This is a genomic window from Pseudomonas sp. B6001, from assembly GCF_013386015.1.
In the GTDB taxonomy this organism is placed as follows: Bacteria; Pseudomonadota; Gammaproteobacteria; order Pseudomonadales; family Pseudomonadaceae; genus Aquipseudomonas.
Window position 1 is genome coordinate 421494 of sequence record NZ_JACAOX010000001.1, and the last position, 21849, is coordinate 443342.

At 59.6% G+C, this 21849-nt stretch carries 22 protein-coding genes and 1 pseudogene; 9 read left to right on the forward strand and 14 right to left on the reverse strand.

Translation table 11 applies throughout. The features are described 5' to 3' along the window. Positions 1-193: 193 nt before the first annotated feature. Together HX821_RS02110 and HX821_RS02115 are read right to left on the reverse strand one after the other, a co-directional pair. On the reverse strand, positions 194-973 hold the full coding sequence (locus HX821_RS02110) for a phosphate/phosphite/phosphonate ABC transporter substrate-binding protein (RefSeq protein WP_008431597.1): 780 nt from the start codon (positions 971-973) through the stop codon (positions 194-196). A 9-nt stretch (positions 974-982) separates the two neighbouring features. Continuing rightward, positions 983-1924: a fatty acid desaturase gene (locus HX821_RS02115; protein ID WP_177008471.1), complete on the reverse strand. Its 942-nt coding sequence runs from the start codon at positions 1922-1924 to the stop codon at positions 983-985. Positions 1925-2258: 334 nt separating this feature from the next. On the opposite strand from HX821_RS02115, the gene HX821_RS02120 reads away from it, so the two are divergent. Both HX821_RS02120 and HX821_RS02125 read left to right on the forward strand, forming a co-directional pair. After that, positions 2259-2696 (forward strand): GNAT family N-acetyltransferase, encoded by a 438-nt coding sequence (locus tag HX821_RS02120; RefSeq protein ID WP_087693187.1) that lies wholly within the window; start codon positions 2259-2261, stop codon positions 2694-2696. A 60-nt stretch (positions 2697-2756) separates the two neighbouring features. After that, a complete protein-coding gene (locus HX821_RS02125; protein ID WP_102606205.1) occupies positions 2757-3575 on the forward strand; it encodes a class I SAM-dependent methyltransferase in 819 nt (272 codons plus the stop codon). A 136-nt stretch (positions 3576-3711) separates the two neighbouring features. On the opposite strand, the gene def is transcribed toward HX821_RS02125, so the two are convergent. The 3 genes from def to HX821_RS02140 form a co-directional block, all read right to left on the reverse strand. Further along, the gene (gene def / locus HX821_RS02130; RefSeq protein ID WP_003213049.1) at positions 3712-4251 is read right to left on the reverse strand and encodes a peptide deformylase; all 540 of its coding nucleotides are present in this window, start codon (positions 4249-4251) and stop codon (positions 3712-3714) included. Between the two features lie 3 nt (positions 4252-4254). Further along, on the reverse strand, positions 4255-5199 hold the full coding sequence (locus HX821_RS02135; RefSeq protein ID WP_003213047.1) for a YihY/virulence factor BrkB family protein: 945 nt from the start codon (positions 5197-5199) through the stop codon (positions 4255-4257). Between the two features lie 181 nt (positions 5200-5380). Next, positions 5381-5566: a CsbD family protein gene (locus HX821_RS02140; RefSeq protein WP_003213044.1), complete on the reverse strand. Its 186-nt coding sequence runs from the start codon at positions 5564-5566 to the stop codon at positions 5381-5383. Positions 5567-5765: 199 nt separating this feature from the next. Between HX821_RS02140 and HX821_RS02145 the strand changes: the two genes are divergently transcribed. Beyond that, positions 5766-6143 (forward strand): hypothetical protein, encoded by a 378-nt coding sequence (locus HX821_RS02145; protein WP_003213043.1) that lies wholly within the window; start codon positions 5766-5768, stop codon positions 6141-6143. A 183-nt stretch (positions 6144-6326) separates the two neighbouring features. On the opposite strand, the gene fadD1 is transcribed toward HX821_RS02145, so the two are convergent. Together fadD1 and fadD2 are read right to left on the reverse strand one after the other, a co-directional pair. Further along, a complete protein-coding gene (fadD1, locus tag HX821_RS02150) occupies positions 6327-8018 on the reverse strand; it encodes a long-chain-fatty-acid--CoA ligase FadD1 (protein ID WP_003213041.1) in 1692 nt (563 codons plus the stop codon). 394 nt (positions 8019-8412) lie between these two features. Further along, a complete protein-coding gene (gene fadD2, locus HX821_RS02155) occupies positions 8413-10101 on the reverse strand; it encodes a long-chain-fatty-acid--CoA ligase FadD2 (protein ID WP_177035216.1) in 1689 nt (562 codons plus the stop codon). Between the two features lie 209 nt (positions 10102-10310). Here fadD2 and HX821_RS02160 point away from each other — a divergent pair, with 209 nt between their 5' ends. Together HX821_RS02160 and HX821_RS02165 are read left to right on the forward strand one after the other, a co-directional pair. Continuing rightward, a complete protein-coding gene (locus tag HX821_RS02160) occupies positions 10311-11255 on the forward strand; it encodes an alpha/beta hydrolase (protein ID WP_003213037.1) in 945 nt (314 codons plus the stop codon). Between the two features lie 58 nt (positions 11256-11313). Then, positions 11314-11784, forward strand: a complete 471-nt coding sequence (locus HX821_RS02165) for a MaoC family dehydratase (RefSeq protein WP_003213034.1) — start codon at positions 11314-11316, stop codon at positions 11782-11784. A 55-nt stretch (positions 11785-11839) separates the two neighbouring features. Here HX821_RS02165 and HX821_RS02170 read toward each other — a convergent pair whose 3' ends face one another. Beyond that, the gene (locus HX821_RS02170) at positions 11840-12307 is read right to left on the reverse strand and encodes a PA2169 family four-helix-bundle protein (protein ID WP_008431582.1); all 468 of its coding nucleotides are present in this window, start codon (positions 12305-12307) and stop codon (positions 11840-11842) included. Positions 12308-12513: 206 nt separating this feature from the next. Between HX821_RS02170 and HX821_RS02175 the strand changes: the two genes are divergently transcribed. The 3 genes and pseudogenes from HX821_RS02175 to HX821_RS31710 all read left to right on the forward strand — a co-directional run. After that, the gene (locus tag HX821_RS02175; RefSeq protein ID WP_003213031.1) at positions 12514-12750 is read left to right on the forward strand and encodes a DUF3820 family protein; all 237 of its coding nucleotides are present in this window, start codon (positions 12514-12516) and stop codon (positions 12748-12750) included. 12 nt (positions 12751-12762) lie between these two features. Then, on the forward strand, positions 12763-13944 hold the full coding sequence (locus HX821_RS02180) for an aminotransferase class V-fold PLP-dependent enzyme (protein WP_008431580.1): 1182 nt from the start codon (positions 12763-12765) through the stop codon (positions 13942-13944). Then, positions 13935-14042, forward strand: a pseudogene (locus HX821_RS31710) (outer membrane lipoprotein carrier protein LolA); the annotation flags it as partial. The gene HX821_RS02180 and the pseudogene HX821_RS31710, both read left to right, overlap by 10 nt. Before the next feature lie 99 nt (positions 14043-14141). On the opposite strand, the gene HX821_RS02185 reads toward HX821_RS31710, so the two are convergent. Genes HX821_RS02185 through zwf form a run of 3 tightly spaced genes read right to left on the reverse strand, consistent with a single transcriptional unit; the run spans position 14142 to position 16991 of the window. Beyond that, positions 14142-14807 carry a bifunctional 4-hydroxy-2-oxoglutarate aldolase/2-dehydro-3-deoxy-phosphogluconate aldolase gene (locus tag HX821_RS02185; RefSeq protein ID WP_003213027.1) on the reverse strand — a complete coding sequence of 222 codons (666 nt, stop codon included), beginning with the start codon at positions 14805-14807 and terminating at the stop codon, positions 14142-14144. 17 nt (positions 14808-14824) lie between these two features. Then, positions 14825-15538, reverse strand: coding sequence for a 6-phosphogluconolactonase (pgl, locus tag HX821_RS02190; protein ID WP_177019390.1), 714 nt, complete (start codon positions 15536-15538; stop codon positions 14825-14827). Then, positions 15525-16991, reverse strand: a complete 1467-nt coding sequence (gene zwf, locus HX821_RS02195) for a glucose-6-phosphate dehydrogenase (protein WP_063027707.1) — start codon at positions 16989-16991, stop codon at positions 15525-15527. Before zwf ends, pgl begins: the two co-directional genes overlap by 14 nt. A gap of 218 nt (positions 16992-17209) precedes the next feature. Between zwf and HX821_RS02200 the strand changes: the two genes are divergently transcribed. Further along, positions 17210-18070, forward strand: coding sequence for a MurR/RpiR family transcriptional regulator (locus HX821_RS02200; protein WP_173406104.1), 861 nt, complete (start codon positions 17210-17212; stop codon positions 18068-18070). A 142-nt stretch (positions 18071-18212) separates the two neighbouring features. On the opposite strand, the gene HX821_RS02205 is transcribed toward HX821_RS02200, so the two are convergent. From HX821_RS02205 to HX821_RS02215, 3 genes are all read right to left on the reverse strand, one after another. Continuing rightward, on the reverse strand, positions 18213-19058 hold the full coding sequence (locus HX821_RS02205; RefSeq protein WP_003213018.1) for a D-hexose-6-phosphate mutarotase: 846 nt from the start codon (positions 19056-19058) through the stop codon (positions 18213-18215). 178 nt (positions 19059-19236) lie between these two features. Further along, positions 19237-20583, reverse strand: coding sequence for a carbohydrate porin (locus HX821_RS02210; RefSeq protein WP_003213016.1), 1347 nt, complete (start codon positions 20581-20583; stop codon positions 19237-19239). 105 nt (positions 20584-20688) lie between these two features. Continuing rightward, positions 20689-21849 (reverse strand): ABC transporter ATP-binding protein, encoded by a 1161-nt coding sequence (locus HX821_RS02215; RefSeq protein ID WP_017475738.1) that lies wholly within the window; start codon positions 21847-21849, stop codon positions 20689-20691.

Below are 21849 nucleotides of genomic sequence, written 5' to 3' on the forward strand. Positions count from 1 at the left end.
CGTTATGTCCGGTGTTCCGGTGGAGCGATCCTAGCAAGGCTGCTTATTCTTTAATAATATTTAAAAGGTATTTTTATATAACCGATCGGTCACACGCTCTGCGTGGGAATGCCGCCTTGGACGCTCTGCGTCTGCTTTGAAATCGTGACGCAGAGCGTCACAGGATGCATTCCCACGCGGAGCGTGGGAACGATCATTGGAGGCGTGGATAACCCAAGGCTTCCGCCTGCTGCCGGTAATCCAGCAGCACCTGGTAATCCGCTTCGGTGGCGGGCAGCACTTCGTGTACGCCGAGGGTTTGCACCACTTCGGGCAGATCCTGCAAGGCCAGGTTCATGACCTCCCGCAGGTGTTCACTTGAGCCCGGCGCGCTGATGTAAGGCAGCGTCGGGCTGGGCGCGCTGCGGGTGACGATCCTCAGCCCGGCCACTTCCTCTGGGGCAAAACGGGCGAGGTAGTCGTAGGTCACGCTGTCGATGGCGGCAAGGTCGGCGCGGTTTTCCCGCAGCCAGCGCAGGCTTTCGCGATGGGCGCCGCTGATGCCGACTTCGGCAAAGAACCGACCGCCCTGCTGCAGCGGCGCCAGGCGTTCGCGCAGCAGGTTCATGCCGCTGTTGGAGTCATGGCCGTTGATCACGCCGCGGCTGTCTTGGAAGTCCGCCAAGGCAACGCGGGGATTGTCGTCGCGGGTCAGCAGCAGGCTGCAATGCTGGCCGCCGCTGCTGTGGGGCAGTTCGTAGCGCGGGCGGCCAATCACCTGGACTTGCCCGCGCAGCTCGGTCATCAGCGGGTAGCCGCAGGTTTGCGTCAGCAGCAATTGCGGGGCGCGCCACAGGCTGCGCAGGTCGAGATGATCAGCCTTGCGGCGGGTCGCGCCCAGGCGCTCAAGGATGCGCGAAAGCCAGCGCTCATTGGCCTGTTGCACCTGCTGCGGCGCCACGTACATCAGCAGTTCGGCGTAGCGGTCACTCATGGTCGTCTCTCAAGCAAAGGGGTGCCGTGGGCTGTCGATGGCCTTGAGCCCGTGACGGCCGATCAACTGGCCGTAACCCTGCACCAGGAACCCGCCGCTGCGCGCCACCCATTGTTCGCGGCGCGCGCGGTACACGGTGGGCAGCAAATACCACGGCAGCTTCGGCAAGTCGTGATGCACCAGGTGCAGGTTGTTGTTGAGGAACAGCCAGGTCCACGGCCAGGCGGCTTCGTTAAGCACCGTGCGCTGTTCCGGTTGTGGGTGCGGGCGATGCTCATAGTAGGAACGGATCGCCGCCACCGACAAGGCCGGCACGCTGACCAGCGCCACGTAGTGCCACACCGGCAGCACGCTGTAGTGGGCGATGAAGGTCAGCATCAGCACGGTCACGGTGCCATGGCTCAGCCACATCAGCCACGCCTGGCGCTGGCCTTTGCGCAGGCGTCTGACCTCGTTGCGCGCCAGCTTCCACAGCGCCAGCGGCGAACCCAACAGGAAGCGCCCCAGGACGGTCTTGGTCAGCCAATGCAAGGTGCGCTCGAACAGCGAACTGTCATCCCACTGCCGCTGATTCAGGTAGCGGCTTTCCGGGTCGACACCGGGCACCGTCAGGTCTTCGTCGTTGTGGTGCACCAGGTGGCAGTTGCGGTACAGGGTGTAGGGGTACCAGACGGCAAACGGTGCGTAGCCGAGGAGTTTGTTCAAAGCAGTGAAGCGGGTGGGATGGCCGTGCAGCAGTTCGTGTTGCAGGGACATCCACAGCGTCACGAGCGGGATCAACAGTGCGGTACTCAGCCACAGGCCAAGCCAGCGGCTGGCGAGGATCACGGCAAACCAGCCGGCATAGACGCCGATCAACAGCAGCCAGGTCGGCCACTCGGTGCGGGCGGTAAAGGTCTGGGCCAGGGCTTCGATTTCCCGGCGCTGGGTTTCATCAAGGTAGTTGGACATCGGCAGCTCAGGGCAGGCGTGGCCGACGAAAAAGTCGGCTTCATCCTGCTCTGTGCAATGGGGCGGGAAAATCTTGCAGATCGTTTGGTGCTTAGCTTAGAACTTAATGACCGAACAGGTTGCTGTCGGTTTTCTTGGCCTTTTTCTCGGCGCGTTTTTCATCGGCGGTCTTTGCCGGTTTCTTCTTGTCAGCTTTCTTGGAATTCAGACCTTTGGCCATGATGCGTGCTCCACTTACAGGGGATGTAACACTGGGTATAACACCGATTGCCCAACAGAAGGCGCTTTGCCCGACTTATAATCTGCACCCCCTGGATTCGCGTGTTTGAAAACCATGCCCGAGTTGCACATCGACCGACTGGCAGAGCCGTTGTGGCCGCTGCTGAACAAGTTCTATCGCAGCCATAACTCACCGATGAAGGCCCTCAAGGGTGGCCAGTTGTGGGTGGCCAGGGGCAGCGAGATTGTCGCGGGCCTGTGCCTGACGCCGGTGGTGGGTGGGCAGTGGTTGACCGGGCTGTTTGTCGACCCGGCGCTGCGTGGCCAGGGGCTGGCGGCGCAATTGATTCGCGCCTCGGTCGCAAGCGTTGAAGGCACGGTGTGGCTGCTGTGCCATCCGGACCTGGAAGGCTTTTATCAACGCCAGGGTTTTACCCAGGACACGTTGCTGCCGCAGTCCTTGTCGGAGCGCCTGGTGCGCTACAAACGCAACAAGCCGATGATCGCCATGGGCTTAGAACCGTTGGTGAGGTCGACCTTCAATAAAGTGTGATCAGCCGTTGTGGGCCCCGTGCTAGCCTCGGCGGCACCAGCGGCCCATTACAGGATGATCATGAAAGCGACCCTTGCAGCCTTATCCCTTGCAGCCCTCCTCGCCCCGGCCTTGAGCCAGGCAGCCGAAGCGCCGGTTTCCGCCGAGCAGTATGCAACCGTGCTCGCCGGCAGTTGGCGCGTGCCGGCCAACAGCGCGCGTGATGTGTATCGTCACCCGCAGCAGACCCTGGAGTTCTTTGGCCTGCGGGGCGACCAGACCCTGATCGAAATCACCCCCGGTGGTGGCTGGTACAGCGAGCTGCTGGCGCCGCTGCTCAAGGATAACGGCCACTACATCGCTGCCGTGCAGGCGCCGAACAGCAGTGCCTACGCGCGTACATCAGAAGAAAACCTGAAAAAGAAATTCGCCGCAGACCCGGTGCATTATTCCAAGGCCGGCTTCGCCGAGTTCGACCCCAAGGCTCCGGTGCTGGGCAAGCCTGGCTCGGCCGACACCGTGCTGACCTTTCGCAACGTGCATAACTGGGTGATGGCGGATACGGCGCCGGCGATGTTCGAGGCGTTCTTCAAGGTGTTGAAACCGGGCGGCGTGCTGGGGGTGGTGGATCACCGGGCCAAGGACGGGGCATCGCTGGAAGACATCAAGCACAGCGGTTACCTGACCACCGCGTATGTGGTGAAACTGGCGACGGATGCGGGGTTCAAGCTTGAGGGGCAGAGCGAGGTGAATGCCAACCCGAAAGATACCAAGGACTACCCGGATGGGGTCTGGACCTTGCCGCCGGCGTTGACGTTGGGGGAAAAGGACAAGGCGAGGTATGTGGCGATTGGTGAGTCGGACCGGATGACGTTGCGGTTTGTGAAGCCCGCAAAATAAGCTGAATGCACACAGAACAAATGTGGGAGCGGGCTTGCTCGCGAATGCGGTGGATCAGTCTATATCTTCGGTGACTGGCACTCCGCTTTCGCGAGCAAGCCCGCTCCCACAGTTTGAGGTGTGTTTTGCCTGAGGGTTATTCGTCTGCCGTAGGATCCATATCCGGGAACATCACTTCGATAAACCCGAACTTGCTGAAATCGGTAATCCGCGACGGGTACAGCCGGCCGATCAGGTGATCGCACTCGTGCTGTACCACCCGCGCGTGAAAGCCTTCGGCAATCCGCACAATCGGCTCGCCCTTGGGGTCAAACCCTTCGTAGCGAATCTGCTGGTAACGGTCCACGGCCCCGCGCAAGCCCGGCACCGACAGGCACCCTTCATAGCCTTCTTCCAGCACCGGGCTGAGCGGCGTGATCAGCGGGTTGATGAGGATGGTCTGGGGCACGGCGGGCGCGTCCGGGTAGCGTTCGCTGCTCTCGAAACCGAAGATCACCAGTTGCAGGTCCACTCCAATCTGTGGCGCGGCCAGGCCGACGCCGCCGACGTGTTCCATGGTCTGGAACATGTCATCAATCAACTGCCACAGCTCGGGGCTGTCGAACATTTCCGGCGGAACCGGCGGGGCAATGCGCAGCAGGCGCTCATCGCCCATTTTCAGGATTTCACGGATCATCGATCAGACTTCATCGGTAGTGGGCTTTAGGGAAGGGTCGCGGCCAAGGCCTGAGACATGCTTTTTTTCGTCGTGCTCGCCAAAGTCCTTTTCACCAGGATCCTTGCCTTCGGCCGACATGTGTTCGATCACCGCATTCATCTCCGCCCCCAGCAACAGCACGGCAGCCGAGATGTAGAAGTACAACAGCAGCACAATGATCGCGCCGATACTGCCATACATGGCGTTGTAGTCAGCAAAGGTTTTGACGTAGTAGCCAAAACCCAGGGAAGCGACGATCCAGACCACCACCGCCAGCACCGAACCCGGTGTGATGAAGCGAAACTTCTGCTTCACGTCAGGCATCACGTAGTACATCAAGGCCACGGAGAACATCAACAGGATGACGATCAGCGGCCAACGCAGGATGGTCCACAGCGTGACCACGAATTCCTGCATGCCGATCTGCCCCGCCAGCCATTCCATCACCTGGGGCCCGAGCACCATCAAGGCGGCGGCGGCCAACAGCATGCCGGCGAAGCCTACGGTGTAGAAAATCGACAGCGGGAAGCGCTTCCAGATCGGTCGGCCTTCCACCACGTCATAGGCGGCATTCATCGCACTCATCATCAGGCGCACACCCGCCGAGGCGGTGTACAGCGCGATCACGATACCCACCGACAACAGGCCACCCTTGGATTGCTGCAACTGGTCGATCACCGGGTTGACCTGCTCCAGGGCCTGGGGCGGCAATACCAGTTCCGATTGCATGCGCAGCCAGGTGAAGAAGTCCGGCAGGTGCAGGAAACCGATCAGGGCAATCAGGAACAGCAGGAAGGGAAACAGCGAGAACAGCATCTGGTAGGCCAGCGCCGAGGCGTACGTAGGCATCTCGTCATCGAGGAACTCTGTGACAGTGCGCACCAGCACTTTGTGCAGGGGCAAGCCTTGTAATACCGGAAAAATCATAGCGTCTCCTTTCGCCGCAAAAAGTTGAGTTCGTGGGCGACTCAGGGGCCGTTTTCTACATCAAGGTAGCTTATTTGGCGACCTTGAAACAATTTCCAAACTTTAATCACTGCAGGTGACACAAAAACGGCCATCCGTGGATGGCCGTCGGGCTGCTGGAGTGCAGGCAGCCAGGTCGGGACTATTTGACCGCTTTCTTTACTGCGTCCTTGGTGTCGCCGACTGCTTTTTGCACTTCACCTTTCTTTTCCTGAACCACGCCTTCAGCCCGCAACTTGTCGTTGCCGGTGACTTTGCCAACACCTTGCTTGATGTTGCCTACGGCTTCGTTCGCCAAACCTTTTGCCTTATCCGATGTGCTACTCATGGTATTTCTCCTGGGAACAATCAAGGATTTTGGTCACTACGTAAACGTTGACCCTTGGCCTTTCCAGAGAGTTTCAATTATTTTTTCAGCGGCATTTCATCGCGCCGTACAGGTTTGGCTTTATGTTTTGCGGCCAACCCACGAGAATGCCGGGCACATCCAGGCGCAAGCGCTGGGTAACAGATCCCGTAGGAAGGTTATGAAACTCAATAAAGCACAGGCCATTGCCCGCAGAAACCAGGAACTGGGCGGTGCCGTACTCGGTGTCAACAACTGCCACTTCACCGACCTGGACCGCAAACGCAACATCTGGTGGTTCGACCTGCCGGTGGGCCGGATTGCCGTGGGCCAGTACGAGTGGATCCACTTGTTGATGCACAACGCCGAGAGCGACCAATTGCTGCACCTGAAGGTGCCAACGGTGTTTCTGCGCGAGAAGCTGGAAGGCCTGGTGGTGCGCAATGCCGGCAAGCGCAAGCCGGAGATTACCCTGGAGCTGAGTGCCGACAAGGACTCGTTCCTCAAGGACGTACGCCCGGCCGGTGCCGGTGTGAGCTTCGCGCAGTTCGCACTGTAGGAATACGGTAAAAACTGTGGGAGCGGGCTTGCTCGCGAATGCGGTGTGTCAGTAACCGGTATATCACTGGCACACCGCTTTCGCGAGCAAGCCCGCTCCCACATTTGGATTGCATTTCAATGCGGGAAAATCATCGTTCAATAAAAAGCCCCGCATCTGCGGGGCTTTTTGTTGGGGGCCGAGTTACTTCTTCAAACCCAGCTTTTTCAGCTCTTCATCCCGCAGCTCACGACGCAGGATCTTGCCCACGTTGGTAGTCGGCAGCGCATCGCGGAATTCCACGGCCTTGGGCACCTTGTAGCCGGTGACGTTGGCGCGCATGTGCTCCATCACCTGGTCTTTGGTCAGGCTGGCACCCGGCTTGACCACGATGAAGATCTTGATGTGTTCCCCGGACTTCTCGTCCGGCACACCAATGGCCGCGCATTGCAGCACGCCCGGCAGGGTCGCCAGCACATCTTCCAGCTCGTTGGGGTAGACGTTGAAACCGGAGACCAGAATCATGTCCTTCTTGCGGTCGACAATGCGCATGTAGCCATCCGGCTGGATGATCGCGATGTCACCGGTCTTCAGCCAGCCTTCGCTGTCGAGGATCTCGGCGGTGGCGTCTTCGCGCTGCCAGTAGCCCTTCATCACTTGCGGGCCCTTGACGCACAACTCGCCCACTTCACCCAGTGCCAGCTCGACGCCGTCATCGGTGATGACCTTGCACAGGGTCGACGGCACCGGAATGCCGATGGTGCCGATCTGGATGTTCTGGATCGGGTTCACGGTGGCCACCGGGCTGGTTTCGGTCATGCCGTAACCTTCGCAGATGGAGCAGCCGGTGACCGCTTTCCAGCGCTCGGCCGCCGCCAGTTGCAGGGCCATGCCGCCTGACAGGGTGACCTTCAGCGCCGAGAAATCCAGCTTGCGGAAGGCGTCGTTGTTGCACAGGGCAACAAACAGGGTGTTCAGGCCGACAAAGCCGCTGAACTTCCACTTCGACAGTTCCTTGACCATCGCCGACAGGTCGCGCGGGTTGCTGATCAGGATGTTGTGGTTGCCGATCAGCATCATCGCCATGCAATGAAAGGTGAAGGCATAGATGTGGTACAGCGGCAGCGGGGTAATCAGGATCTCGCAACCTTCATTCAGGTTGGAGCCCATCAGCGCCTTGCACTGCAGCATGTTGGCGACGAGGTTGCGGTGGGTCAGCATCGCGCCCTTGGCCACGCCCGTGGTGCCGCCGGTGTATTGCAGCACGGCGACTTCGTCGCTGGCGGGGCTGACTTCGTTCACCGGCTGGCCGTGGCCCTTGGCCAGGACGTCGTTGAACTTGATCGCCTTGGGCAAGTGGTACGCCGGGACCATCTTCTTCACGTACTTGATGACGCTGTTGATCAGCAGGCGCTTGAGCGGCGGCAACAGGTCGGCGACTTCGGTGACGATCACGTGCCGGACGGAAGTCTTGGGCACGACTTTTTCAGCCAGGTGCGCCATGTTGGCCAGGCAGACCAGGGCCTTGGCACCGGAGTCGTTGAATTGGTGTTCCATTTCCCGCGCGGTGTACAGCGGGTTGGTGTTGACCACGATCAAGCCGGCACGGATGGCGCCGAATACGGCGACCGGGTATTGCAGGACGTTGGGCAGTTGCACGGCGATTCGATCACCGGGCTGCAAGTCGGTATGCTGTTGCAGGTAAGCGGCGAAGGCGCCGGACAGTTCGTACAGTTCACCGTAGGTGATTGTCTTGCCCAGGTTGCTGAAAGCCGGTTTGTTGGCGAAGCGTTGGCAGGACTGCTTCAGTACCGCCTGAATATTCGGATACTCGTCTGGATTGATTTCTGCAGCAATCCCGGCGGGGTACTTATCCTTCCAAAAGTCTTCGATCATGGAAGCCCACTCCTCAGCGACGCGAATTCATTCATCGCATTTGATGCGATTATTATTTGTTTGTTTTTGGGTGAGTCTGGCGGTTAAAAGCAGGCCAAGAGGTCACAAAGCGCGCCGAGAGTAGCAGCTTTGCCAAGGGCCGCCTAGAGCCAAAAGAGGCCCCTACGGTCATAAACATGACTCAAGAATATCTAATGGTCATTTTTAGAGCAAAGATTCTATAAGCCAAGAAAGGGCTCTGGAATGGGCTTCTACGCATTTAAACTGAATGAATAAAAACCAAATGTGGGAGCGGGCTTGCTCGCGAAAGCGCAGTGTCAGTCACAGGATATGTCGACTGGTACACCGCTTTCGCGAGCAAGCCCGCTCCCACATTTTTTGACCTTATTTCAAATCAGGCTATGTCGCGCAATTCGCGCCGCAGGATCTTGCCCACCGGCGTCATCGGCAACGACTCACGCAACACAATATGCTTGGGCACCTTGTAGCCGGTGAAGTTGGCCTTGCAGTAGGTCTTCAGCTCTTCAAGGCTCACGCCCTGGGCACGGGCCACCACAAACAGCTTCACCGCCTCGCCGGTACGCTCGTCCGGCACGCCGATCACCGCGCAGCTGGCCACCGCCGGATGCGCCATCACCACGTCTTCGATCTCGTTGGGGTACACGTTGAACCCCGAGACGATGATCAGATCCTTCTTGCGATCAACGATGCGCACAAAGCCGTCCGGGTCGATCACCGCGATATCGCCGGTCTTGAGCCAGCCTTCGGCGTCCAGGGTCTCGGCGGTCGCCACCGGCTGCTGCCAGTAGCCCTTCATCACTTGCGGGCCCTTGATGCACAGCTCGCCCCGCTCGCCCAGCGGCAGCTCCGCGCCGTTGTCGTCGATGATCTTCATCGCCGTGCCCGGCACCGGAATGCCCACGGTGCCCAGCTTCGATTTGCCGCCATAGGGGTTGGTGCTGGCCACCGGTGAGGTTTCGGTCAAGCCGTAGCCTTCACCAATCGCGCAGCCGGTCAGTTGCTGCCAGCGCTCGGCCGTGGCCTTGACCAGTGCGGTGCCGCCGGAGTTGGTGAGCTTGAGGTGGGAGAAATCCAGGCTCTTGAAGTCCGGGTGGTCCATCAAGGCCACAAACAGGGTGTTGAGCCCCAGCAGCCCGGTGAAGCGCCACTTTTTCAGCTCCTTGATAAAGCCGCCGATGTCCCGGGGATTGGTGATCAGTACGTTGTGGTTGCCCGATACCATCATGCACATGCAATTCGCGGTGAAGGCATAGATGTGGTACAGCGGCAGCGGCGCCACCATCACCTCCTGGCCTTCCTTGATCAGCGAATGGCCGTCGTCCCCCAGTTGCGACATGCACGCCCGCACTTGCTGCATGTTGGCCACCAGGTTGCCGTGGGTAAGCATTGCGCCCTTGGCCAGGCCGGTGGTGCCGCCGGTGTATTGCAGCACCGCGATGTCGTCGAGGGTCACCGGATGGCGGTTGAGTGCCTGGCCGGCGCCCATGCGCAGGGCGCGCTTGAAGGAGATGGCTTGCGGCAGGTTATAGGCCGGGACCATCTTCTTCACCTTGTCGACCACGGTGTTGATCAGCCAGCCCTTGGCAGCGGGCATGAAGTCGCCCATCTTCGCTTCGATCAGGTATTCGATCTCGGTGTCCTTGCTGACTTCTTCAACACGCGAGCCAAACAGGTTCAGGTACACCAGCGCACGAATGCCGGCATCCTTGAATTGGTGACGCATTTCCCGCGGGGTGTACAACGGGTTGGTGTTGACCACGATCAGCCCGGCGCGCAGGGCGCCGAACACGGCAATCGGATAATGCAGGACGTTGGGCATCTGCACGGCAATGCGGTCACCCGGCTTGAGGTCGGTGTGCCACTGCAGGTAACCGGCGAACGCGGCGCTGCGCCGATCCAGCTCGGCGTAGGTCAGGGTGATCCCCATGTTGCTGAACGCCGGACGATCGGCAAAGGTCTTGCAGGAACGCTCGAAGACTTCGATCACCGATTTATAGGCTGTGAGGTCGATCTCGTTGGGAACCCCGGCTGCGCGTTTGTCATTCCAGAAATCAGGTTGCATTATTCTTGTCCTCTTACCTGAGTGGTCCGGCCGCTTTTGATGTTGCGATGAAAGCGGAGCTTTGGGGACGTTAGCAGCTATGGTCAATCAGGCAAATACAACAAGATGCGTCATTGATTGTGTGAATCTCCCCGCCAAGGCCAGCGCTGATCCAGCGGCCTGCGGTGAATGAGCTATACACTGCAACGACCCTGAGCAAAGGAAGCGCCATGAACCACACCACTTTCTGGCTGACCGCGAATGACCGCAGTCGGGTGTACGTCAACCAGTGGCTGCCGGACGGGCCGCCCAAGGCGCTGATCATGCTGGCCCACGGCATGGCCGAGCACAGTGGCCGCTATGCCCGCCTGGCCCAGGCGTTGTGCGATGCCGGCTACGGCCTGTACGCCCCCGACCAGCGCGGTCACGGGCGTACCGCCGACGAGGGCACCCTGGGGCTGTTCGCCGAGAAAGACGGCTGGAACAAGGTGGTGGGCGACCTGGCGAGCCTCAACCAGCATATCGGCCAGCAAGCGCCGGGGGTGCCGATCATCCTGCTGGGCCACAGCATGGGCAGCTACATTGCCCAGGCGTACCTGCTGCACCACAGCGCGAGCCTTAACGGGGCGATTCTCAGCGGCTCGAATTTCCAGCCGGTGGCGCTGTACGGCGCGGCCAAGGTGATTGCCCATGTCGAACGCCTGCGCCAGGGGTTGCGCGGGCGCAGTGCGCTGATTGATTTCCTGTCATTCGGATCGTTCAACAAGGCGTTCAAACCCAATCGCACCGCTTTCGACTGGCTCAGCCGTGACCCGGCCGAGGTCGACAAGTACGTCAGCGACCCGCTTTGCGGCTTCCGTTGCACCAACCAGCTGTGGATCGACCTGCTGGGCGGCTTGCAGCAAATCAGCAAAGCGTCCAATCTCGCTCAGATAGACCCGGGGCTGCCGATCCTGATAATGGGCGGTGAATGTGATCCGGTCAGTGAAGGCAAGCGTCTCAAAAGTCTGGCCAATGCGTTGCGTGAAGCTGGCTGCCAGCACCTGGAGCTGAGCATTTACCCACAGGCGCGCCACGAATTATTCAACGAAACCAACCGTGATGCGGTCACAGCCGACGTGCTGACGTGGCTGGCCCAGGCAGCAGTGCTGCGCCGCCCTACTCGCTGCGAATGATTTTTCGTTTAAAATCAATATATTAAGATTTCTGATTAGCCACAGGATGCACCAACTGATGACCCAGGTTACCAACACGCCTTACGAAGCCCTCGAAGTCGGCCAGACCGCCAGCTACAGCAAGACCGTCGAAGAGCGCGATATCCAGTTGTTCGCGGCAATGTCCGGCGACCACAACCCGGTGCATCTGGACGCCGAATTCGCCAAGGCGACCATGTTCAAGGAGCGCATTGCCCACGGCATGTTCAGCGGCGCCCTGATCAGCGCGGCGGTTGCGTGCGAGTTGCCTGGGCCCGGCACGATCTATATCGGCCAGCAAATGACCTTCCAGAAGCCGGTCAAAATCGGCGACACCCTGACCGTGCGTCTGGAAATCCTCGAGAAGCTGCCGAAATTCCGCGTGCGCATCGCCACCCGCGTATTCAACCAGCGCGACGAGCTGGTGGTAGACGGCGAAGCCGAGATCCTCGCGCCACGCAAGCAGCAGACCGTGACCCTGACCGAACTGCCGGCCATCAGCATCGGTTGAACGAACGCCCATGAAAAAGCCCCGCATCTGCGGGGCTTTTTTATTCAGGCGGGGCTCAAGACTGAGCGCGAGCCTGGTTACGCAGGGCTTTCACCTGGTCGTGGTTGCGTTGCGCGCCGTGGAACTGACGCTCTACCAGGTCACGAATGCCCAGCAGGTTGTGCTTGTTGATCTTCTCGATCGCTTCTTTGTAAGCCTTCAGTGCGTGGTCTTCACCGCGCTCGGCTTCATTCAGCACGGCTTCTTCGTCTTTACCGGTCACCATCGACTTCACGTCGACCCAACCACGGTGCAAGGCACCGGCGACGCTACCGGATTTTTCCGGATCGCCACCCAGTGCTCTTACTGCGGTCTGCAGTTCGGCTGCGGCGGTACCGCAATCAACGGAACGTTTGGCAAACAGGGCTTTGAGTTCTGGGTGCTTGATGTCTTCTGCGCAGGTCTTGAAGCCTTCCTGGCCGTCTTTGCTGGTCTCGATCAGGTCGTTGAGTACGGAGATCGATTCTTTGTTGATATCAGTCATTTTTCAATTCCTTCGCGGGTTAAGAAACGTGTATTAGTAATTGCAGCGCCCGTGCCAGCTTTTGAAAAACAATTTATTACTTAAATTTCAATAAGTTAGCCAATACACAAAAATCTGTATCCGCTTTATTTGCATGATCTGTCATTTGGCCTCCATGCAGAATGCCTGTATTTTCCAAACCACCGACTCAAACACCTGAAGCCGCAATGAACCCTGAAAAACTTGAACTGCTGATCACCCGCGAAATGCCCTTCGGCAAGTACAAGGGCCGGATCATTGCCGACCTGCCCGGCCCCTACCTGAACTGGTTCGCCCGTGAAGGTTTCCCCCACGGCGAACTGGGCGGGTTGCTGGCCCTGATGCAGGAAATCGACCACAACGGTTTATCCGAACTGCTGGAACCCCTACGCGCCAAACACGGCAAGCCTGCCCCTCGTCATTAATAGAGCACGCACATGGACAGTACCCGCGACGAACAACACTGGCACGCCATCGCCCAGCGCTACGACCTGGAGCCCGGCCCGATCAACCTCGAAAACGGTTACTTCGGGCGCATGAGCCGCGCGGTACTTGAGCAGTATCAGGACAACGTCGCCTTCATCAACCGCAGCAACTCGATCCATGTGCGCCAGCGTTTCGAGCAGGGCGAAAACGTCGAGATCCGTAACCAGTTGGCGCAGTTGATGGACGCCGATCCTGAAGCCATCGCCCTCACCCGCTGCGCCTCGGATGCGTTGCAGTCGCTGATCCGCAACTACAACCGCTTGCAGCCCGGCGACCAGGTGCTGATCAGCGACCTGGAGTACGACACCGTCAAGGGCGCCATGCGCTGGCTGGCGCAGAATCGCGGTGTAGAAGTGATCGAGATTGCCCACGAACACCCGGCCAGTTTCGACAGCCTGGTGCAGACGTATCGCGATGCGTTCCTGCGCTATCCCCGCCTGAAACTGCTGGCACTGACCTACGTGACCCACCGCACCGGGCTGGTGATGCCAGTGGAGGCGATTGCCGGCGCTGCCAGGGAACATGGAATTGATGTGATCCTCGATGGCGCCCATGCGCTGGGGCAGATCGAGTTCAACCTGGCGCAGTTGGGTATCGCGTTTGCCGGTTTCAACCTGCACAAGTGGATCGGTGCGCCGTTGACCCTGGGCTTTATTTATATCGACCCGCAACGGTTGGCGGACATTGATCCGGACATGGGTGAGTTTCACTATCCGGTGACCGATGTACGTGCCCGCACGCCGTACAGCACGCCGAATTTCCCGGCGTTGATGACCTTGCCGCTGGTGTTCGAAGAGCATCGGGCATTGGGCGGGTCGAAGGCCAAGGGGGCCCGCCTTAATTACCTGCGGGATTTGTGGGTGAGTGAGGTGCGGCAGTTGCCGGGAATTGAAGTGCTGACGCCGGACGACCCACGGCTGTATTGCGCGATTACGTCGTTCAAGTTCACTGATAAGCCGGATCAGCAGGTGATGGCGGACCGACTGCTCAAGGAATACAACCTCTTCACCACAACCCGCAGCGGCGCGTCGTTCGGCAGTTGTATTCGGGTGACACCAGGCTTTTTGACGTCAGCGGCGGACATTCATGCGCTGATCAAAGCCATCACCGAACTGAGCGCGATATCACTGTAGGAGCGAGCTTGCTCGCGAAGGTCGTTAACGATGACACGGGAAACCTGACACCCAGCGGTGCTCTCGGTTTTTTCGCGAGCAAGCTCGCTCCTACAGTGGGAGTGGGCCATTTTCCGCAGGCAAAAAAAAGCGGCACACCGACCAAGTGCACCGCAAAAATGCCGTAGAACACAGCAACAACGATTCGGTAAATCCAATCAGTCCAGCAGGGCCAGCGCCTCGGCGGTGGTTTCCTGGATGCGTGCCCAGTCGCCGTTCTTGACCCATTCCGGATCAAGCATCCAGCTACCGCCCACGCACATCACATTTTTCAACGCCATGTAGCTCTTGATGTTGGCCGGGCCAACCCCGCCAGTCGGGCAGAATTTCACTTCGCCAAACGGGCCGCCCAGGGCCTTGATCGCCGCCACGCCACCGCTGACTTCAGCCGGGAACAGCTTGAAGCGGCGATAACCCAGGCCATAACCTTCCATGATCCCGGAGGCATTGCTGATCCCCGGCAACAGCGGAATCGAGCTGTGTACCGAGGCTTCCAGCAGGTCACGGGTAATCCCGGGGGTGACGATAAATTGCGAACCGGCCACTTCGGCCGCTTCCAGCATATGACGATCCAGCACGGTACCGGCACCGGTGCACAGCTCCGGACGCTGCTCACGCAGTACCTGGATGGCCTTGAGGCCGAACTGCGAACGCAGGGTCACTTCCAGTGCGGTCAAACCACCGGCTGCCAGGGCATCGGCCAAAGGCAGAATGTCCTGTTCACGGGCAATGGTGATCACCGGCAGGATCCGCGCCTTGGCGCAGAGGCTGTCGATCAAGGCAACTTTGTCCGCCATGGAAACGGTAGGTTGAGGGCTGTTCATCGCGGCTGATCCTTGGCTCATGGGCACCAGTAAATCTCTAGAGTAGGTTGCAAAAACGCGCGTATCGGCATGGCAGCAACGTCGTCACTGGCCAGCGCGGCGCTCAAGGTGGTCAATTTCGAGCTGCCGGAAATCGACAGCACGGTGTAGTGGGCGGTAGCCAGCAACGCGCGACTCATGGTCAGGCGCTGGTGCGGCACGGTCGGCGCCAGCATCGGCCAGCAACGACGACTGCCATCGGGCTTCAGTGCTTCAGCCAGGTTCGGGCTGTTGGGGAACAGCGACGCGGTGTGACCGTCGTCGCCCATGCCCAGCACCAGCACATCAATTGCCGACAACTCGGCCAGCAGGCGATCGGCTTGCTCGGCAGCGTCGTCAAGGGTGGCGGCGACGCTGTACAGGCTGAGGAACTTGGCCTTGGCCGCCGGGCCTTGCAGTAAATACTTCTTCAACAGGCCGGCATTGCTGTCGGCATGTTCCACCGGCACCCAGCGTTCGTCGGCCAGGGTGATGGTCACCTTGGACCAGTCCAGGCCTTGCTTGGCGAGGTTCTGGAAGAACGCCACCGGGCTGCGGCCGCCGGACACCACCAGGGTCGCTTCGCCACGGGCACTGATGGCCGCGCGCAGTTGTTCGGCCACGTCATTGGCCAAGCCATCCGCCAGCAGCACCGGGTTGCGGTACTCATGGGCAGTCACGCCCTGAGGCAGTTTCAAATCAGATATCGCCATACCAAGACCTCCCGTCCCGCGTGATCAGTGCAATCGAGCTCATTGGCCCCCAGGACCCCGCCGCGTACGGCTTGGGCGCATCACCGGATTTTTTCCATCCGGCGATCAACTGGTCACACCACTTCCACGCAGCTTCGATTTCATCTTTGCGCACAAACAGGTTCTGGTTGCCACGCATTACTTCCAGCAACAGCCGCTCGTAGGCATCGGGAATCCGTGCGCTGCGATAGGTGTCGGAAAAATTCAGTTGCAGCGGGCCGCTGCGCAGTTGCATGCCCTTGTCCAGGCCCTGCTCCTTGGTCATCACGCGCAAGGAAATCCCTTCGTCCGGTTGCAGGCGGATGATCAGTTTGTTGCTGATCTGCAAGCGCTGCTCGGGGGCGAAGATGTAGTGGGACGGTTCCTTGAAGTGGATGACGATCTGCGACAGTTTTTGCGGCATGCGCTTGCCGGTACGCAGGTAGAACGGCACCCCGGCCCAACGCCAGTTACGGATATCGGCACGCAGGGCGACGAAGGTCTCGGTGTCGCTCTGGGTGTTGGAGTTCTCTTCTTCCAGGTAACCCGGTACCGGCTTGCCGGCGCTGTAGCCGGCGATGTATTGGCCACGCACCACCTGGGTGGTCAGGCCGTCCGGGCTGATGGGCGCCAGGGCCTTGAGCACCTTGACCTTCTCGTCCCGAATACTGTCGGCAGACAGGTCGGCGGGCGGGTCCATGGCGATCAGGCACAGCAGCTGCAGCAGGTGATTCTGGATCATGTCCCGCAGCTGCCCGGCCTTGTCGAAATAGCCCCAGCGACCTTCGATGCCTACTTGCTCGGCCACGGTGATTTCCACGTGGGAGATGTAGTTCTGGTTCCACTGGGTTTCAAACAGGCTGTTGGCAAAACGCAGGGCGATCAGGTTCTGGACGGTCTCTTTGCCCAGGTAGTGGTCGATGCGGTAGGTGCGGTTTTCCGGGAAGAACTGCGCCACGGCGTCGTTGACCTTGCGCGAGGAATCCAGGTCCGAGCCGATGGGTTTTTCCAGGACCACGCGGGTATTTTCCGCCAGGCCGACCTTGGACAGGTTCTCGCAGATCGCGCCATACACCGCCGCCGGGGTGGCGAAGTAGGCAATCAGGCGTTGTTCAGTGCCGGCATTCTCTGCCAGGGCGACGTAGTCATCGGCCTTCAGGAAGTCGACATGCAGGTACGTCAGGCGTGCGAGGAAACGTTGGGCGACGGTTTCGTCCAGTTCCTTGCCAACGTAGCTGCGCAATTCTTTTTCGATGTGGGCCAGGTGCTGTTGCTCGGAACCGGCCTCACGGGCCAGGGCCAGGATGCGCGTGTCTTCGTGCAGCAGGCCCGCACCATCGAGTTGATAGAGGGCAGGAAATAACTTGCGCAGCGCCAGATCACCCAAGGCGCCAAACAGGGCAAAGGTGCAGGGTTCTACGGTTATCGAAGGCATGATGTTTGTTCTTTTATCAAGTTAAGCTACAAATACCTTTTTTTAAGGCATCACTCAAGGAAAAATGTAGTAATAACCACAACATTTTCCCGAAAAACGTATTCCGAGTGGTGGTGTTCAACTACCCTCAGTAGGATAGGCCACCGCAAAGGGCCGCTCGTCGATTGGTTGACGACCCTTATTTGCATCGTCGCCCTAAGGAAACATGAATGGACCGCGTGCGAAATCTACTGGAACAGATCCAGAAACGCCTCGAAGAACTGAACAAGGCTGAACGTAAAGTCGCCGAGGTCATCCTGCTCAACCCGCAGCAGGCGACCCGCTTCTCTATCGCCGCCCTCGCCCAGGCCGCTTCGGTCAGCGAACCTACAGTGAACCGCTTCTGCCGCTCGTTCGGCGTGAGTGGTTACCCTGAACTTAAATTGCAGCTGGCGCAAAGCCTGGCCAGCGGCGCGGCGTATGTCAGCCGCGCGGTGGAGGCCGATGATAACCCGGAGGCCTACACCCAGAAGATCTTCGGCAGTGCCATCGCGTCCCTCGACAGCGCCTGCCAGGCCCTGGACCCGAACCTGATCAGCAAGGCCGTCGACCTGCTGATCCAGGCTCGGCAGATCCACTTCTTCGGCCTGGGCGCTTCGGCGCCGGTGGCCATGGACGCGCTGCACAAGTTTTTCCGTTTCAACCTGTCGGTCACGGCCCACGCCGATGTGCTGATGCAGCGGATGATCGCCTCGGTGGCCCACACCGGGGAGTTGTTCGTGATCATTTCCTACACCGGGCGTACCCGTGAACTGGTGGAAGTAGCACGTATTGCGCGGGAAAACGGCGCCTCGGTGCTGGGCGTGACCGCCGAAAACTCGCCGTTGGCCAAGGCCAGTACGGTGAGCCTGAACATTCCGTTGCCGGAAGACACCGACATCTACATGCCGATGACCTCGCGGATCATTCAGTTGACGGTGCTGGATGTACTGGCGACGGGCATGACCTTGCGTCGCGGGGTGGATTTCCAGCCACATTTGCGCAAGATCAAAGAGAGCTTGAACGACAGCCGGTATCCGGTTGGGGATGAATTCAACTAGGCCCGAATCTACTGTGAATGTGCCGGCCTCTTCGCGAGCAAGCCCGCTCCCACATTCGACTGCATTCCAAAAGTGGAACTCGGTCTAATGTGGGAGCGGGCTTGCTCGCGAAAGCGGCATCAGCAACACCGGAACATCCGGATCAAGCCCCCGCCCTCGCCTGCAAACTCAAATGCGCCCGCTCCCCCGGCGCCAGGCTCGCAGCAGCCATCGCCGACTCCACACACACAAACCCCGCAGCCTCGTTGAAGCTCACCCCCAGCAACGGTCGACTCCCCGGGTGCCACACCACCGTGTCGGCACTCTCGCCGGTGTCGATGCACAATTCGCGCTGCCAGGCATGGTCCTTGAGGTGCAGTTCGCCGTCGTGCTGGAACACCCGCTGACACCCACCATCGACACGCAACTCACCTTCCTGCTGGCACGCCTGGCGATTCAGCTGGTCGTAGCCCTGCGCGCCATCGAGCCCAGACAGCGCTATCTCACCAACGTTGCCAATCCGCCAATAGGCGTGCAAAGCATGGCTCAATTGGCACGGCAGCTCGTCCTGGTGCTCGGTGGCCAGGCGCAGCTCCAGGGTTTCCCCCAGGTGTGCATGCAGGTCCACCTGCCAGTCGCATAGCTGCAATTGCCAGTGCAAACGCACGCCGTCGTCGTCGGTGCTGCTGTCCAGCAATTTCCAGTCGATCAGCCGTGCCCAGCCATGGGACGGCCAGGCGTTTTCGCTGGGATGGCGGCCATACCACGGCCAACACACCGGCACGCCGCCACGGATGGCGCCGACCTGCGGCCACTTGGCCGCGCACCACAGCCAGGGTTTCTGGCCCGTGGGCTGAAAGTGCAGCAATTGCGCGCCCTGGCGACTGAACACCGCCTGGCAGAGCGGGTGATCGATCACCAGCACATCGCGCATCTGGAAGCGTTCCCAGGCGAATACCGGCCGCTCGCGCAGGGATTTGAAAAAGCGTTGCAGCGGATGCTCATGCATGTGCCACGGTCCTGAATATCTTTGCAGGCGCTGGCTTGCCTGCGATGGCATCGCCTCGGTGTGGCAGATACACCGCGGGGCGCGCATCGCAGGCAAGCCAGCTCCCACACAAAAAAAAGCGGATAGCCATGGCTACCCGCAAAATGCGCACAGAGAGAAGGAGCTTATCGCAACAACGTTAGAACGTAGACTGAATTTTCAGGCCCGCTACCACCGCGTTGTCGACTTGCTTAACACCACCTGGGTTGGCGATGTATTGCAGGTTGGGACGCACGGTCAGCCAGTTGGTGACGTGGATGCCGTAGTTGAGTTCGACGTTGTACTCCGTGTTACGCAGCGGTGCGTAACCCGATTGGTCGTAATCCGTGAAACCGCCGGCCGCGTTGAGCAACTCAGCATTTTTCTTCACGTCACTGTTGGCATGGATACGGGATACACCGATACCCACGTCATCTTTTGTACGTGCGTCGAATGGACCTTTATACACAAGCATCAGCGACTGGTAGTTGTCGACCAGGTTGGTGTCTTTGTCGTGGAAGGTGACGTTGGCCGCAATGTTCAAGCCGCGGGAAGCATCGCCATTGTGGGTGGTGAGTTGCTGTTGCAGAACGCCCCAGTAACCGCTTTTGCTGCTGCGAACGCGGAAAGCTGCGCCCGTGGTGCCAGCATCGTTACCGTTGACGTCTTCACGTACGTCGGTAGCGTCGGCGGTGCTCTTGTAGTAACCCACACGGTATTCGCCCGGCAGGCCATTGACCTTCGGCGACCAGACCAATTCAACCGGCAATACGGTGCCCTTGGTGCCGCTGCCGCTGAGCTTGAAGCCGTTGCCGTGCTCCAGTTGCGACGGGTTCTGGTTGTACGCACCGATTTGCGCATACAGCTCAGGCGTGATGTTGTACTTCACGCGGATAGCCGCCTGGCTGACGGGCCAGTTGTACCAGGTGTTTACATAGTTACCGACCTGCGAGCCACAGAACGACAGGTTCTGGAAGTCGCACGGGAAGGTGTTGAAGTCTTCGCCTTCACCGAAGTAACCGAGTTTCACGTCCAGCTTGTTGTCGAACATCTGGTGCTGAATCCAGAACTGGGTCAGACGCACCATGTGGCCTCGGCCGTCGACTTCCTGAGACGAGCTCAAGGTGCCGGCACGCGGGTCACCAATACGGTCGTTGGAAATGTTTGCGCCATTACGATTGGTCAACTGGATCTTGGCCTGGGTGTTATCCCAGCCCCACAGCTTTTGCAGGTCCAGTGCCACGCCCAGACCGAACTGGTCAGCGTAACGGGCAGTCTTGTCGTTGTTGTAGCCACCGCTGAGGTTGCCACCGACTTCACCGACGTAATCCGCCTTGATGTCGATACCTTGCTCGATCAGCTTGGTGCGCTCGCCGCCCCAATCGCCGGTCATCCACTTGGAATCGGCGCTGAACGCGTCGTCCGCCATCGCATTGGCGGACAGTACCAGGGCGGCTGCTGCTGACAGTTGGCAGATCAGCCGGGTGTTGTTGTGGTGCTTTTTCATCCCTACATCCTCGTCTTTATTGTTATTAACTGTTTTTATCTAACGCGGTTTACTTCTTTGTGAGAGCAGGACTCTCACAAAAGCCCCTACACATCATTTGAAACTTCAGCGTCCCTTGAATTGAGCGACGTTGTCGGCACGGTCCTGGGCAGGCAACGAAGCGGCAGTGCCCAGGCGCTCGCCGGTCTTGGCGTCGAACAGCAACACTTTGGCCGGGTCGAACTGCAAGGTCAGGGTCTCGCCCACTTGCGGCGCCACATCGGGCGCCAGGCGGCAGCAGACCTTGGTGTCATTGATTTGCACGAACACCAGGGTGTCCGGACCGGTCGGCTCGGTGACTTGCACCTCGGCCCGAATGGTCGGCGCGCCGGTGGCTTCGGCGGCGGCCAGCACGATCTGCTCCGGGCGCAGGCCCAGGATCACTTCGCGGTCTTCAAGACCGGCATCGTTCATGTTCAACGGCAATTCACAGCGGGCCTGGCCGCTGTCCAGCAGCGCCACCAGGCGGCCGTCCTTGCGTTGCAGGCGCAGTGGAATGAAGTTCATCGGCGGCGAACCGATGAAGCTCGCCACGAACAGATTGGCCGGGTCGTTGTAGATCTCTTTCGGCGTGCCGAACTGCTGGATGATGCCGTCCTTCATGACCGCCACTTTGTCGCCCAGGGTCATCGCTTCGATCTGATCGTGGGTGACGTAGACGGTGGTGGTTTTCAGACGCTGGTGCATCAGTTTCATTTCGGTACGCATCTCGACCCGCAGCTTGGCGTCGAGGTTGGACAGCGGTTCGTCGAACAGGTAGATCTTCGGGCGACGCGCCAGTGCACGGCCCATGGCCACGCGTTGTTGCTGGCCACCGGAGAGCTGGCCCGGCTTGCGATTGAGCAGGTGCTCGATCTGCAGCAACTTGGCCACTCGCGCCACTTCTTCATCGATCGCCGCCTGGGGCATCTTGCGAATCTTCAGGCCGAATTCGATGTTCTCGCGCACGCTCATGGTCGGGTACAGCGCGTAGGACTGGAACACCATGGCGATGTCACGATCCTTGGGGCTCATGCCGCTGACGTCCTGGTCGCCGATCATGATCGCGCCACCGGTGATGTTTTCCAGGCCGGCAATGCAATTCATCAAGGTCGATTTGCCGCAACCCGAAGGGCCGACCAGGATCAGGAACTCACCTTCCTTGATCGACAGTTCGATGTTCTTCAGGGTGTCCGGCAGACCGGTACCGTAGGTCTTGTTTACGTTACGAAGTTCGAGCGTTGCCAT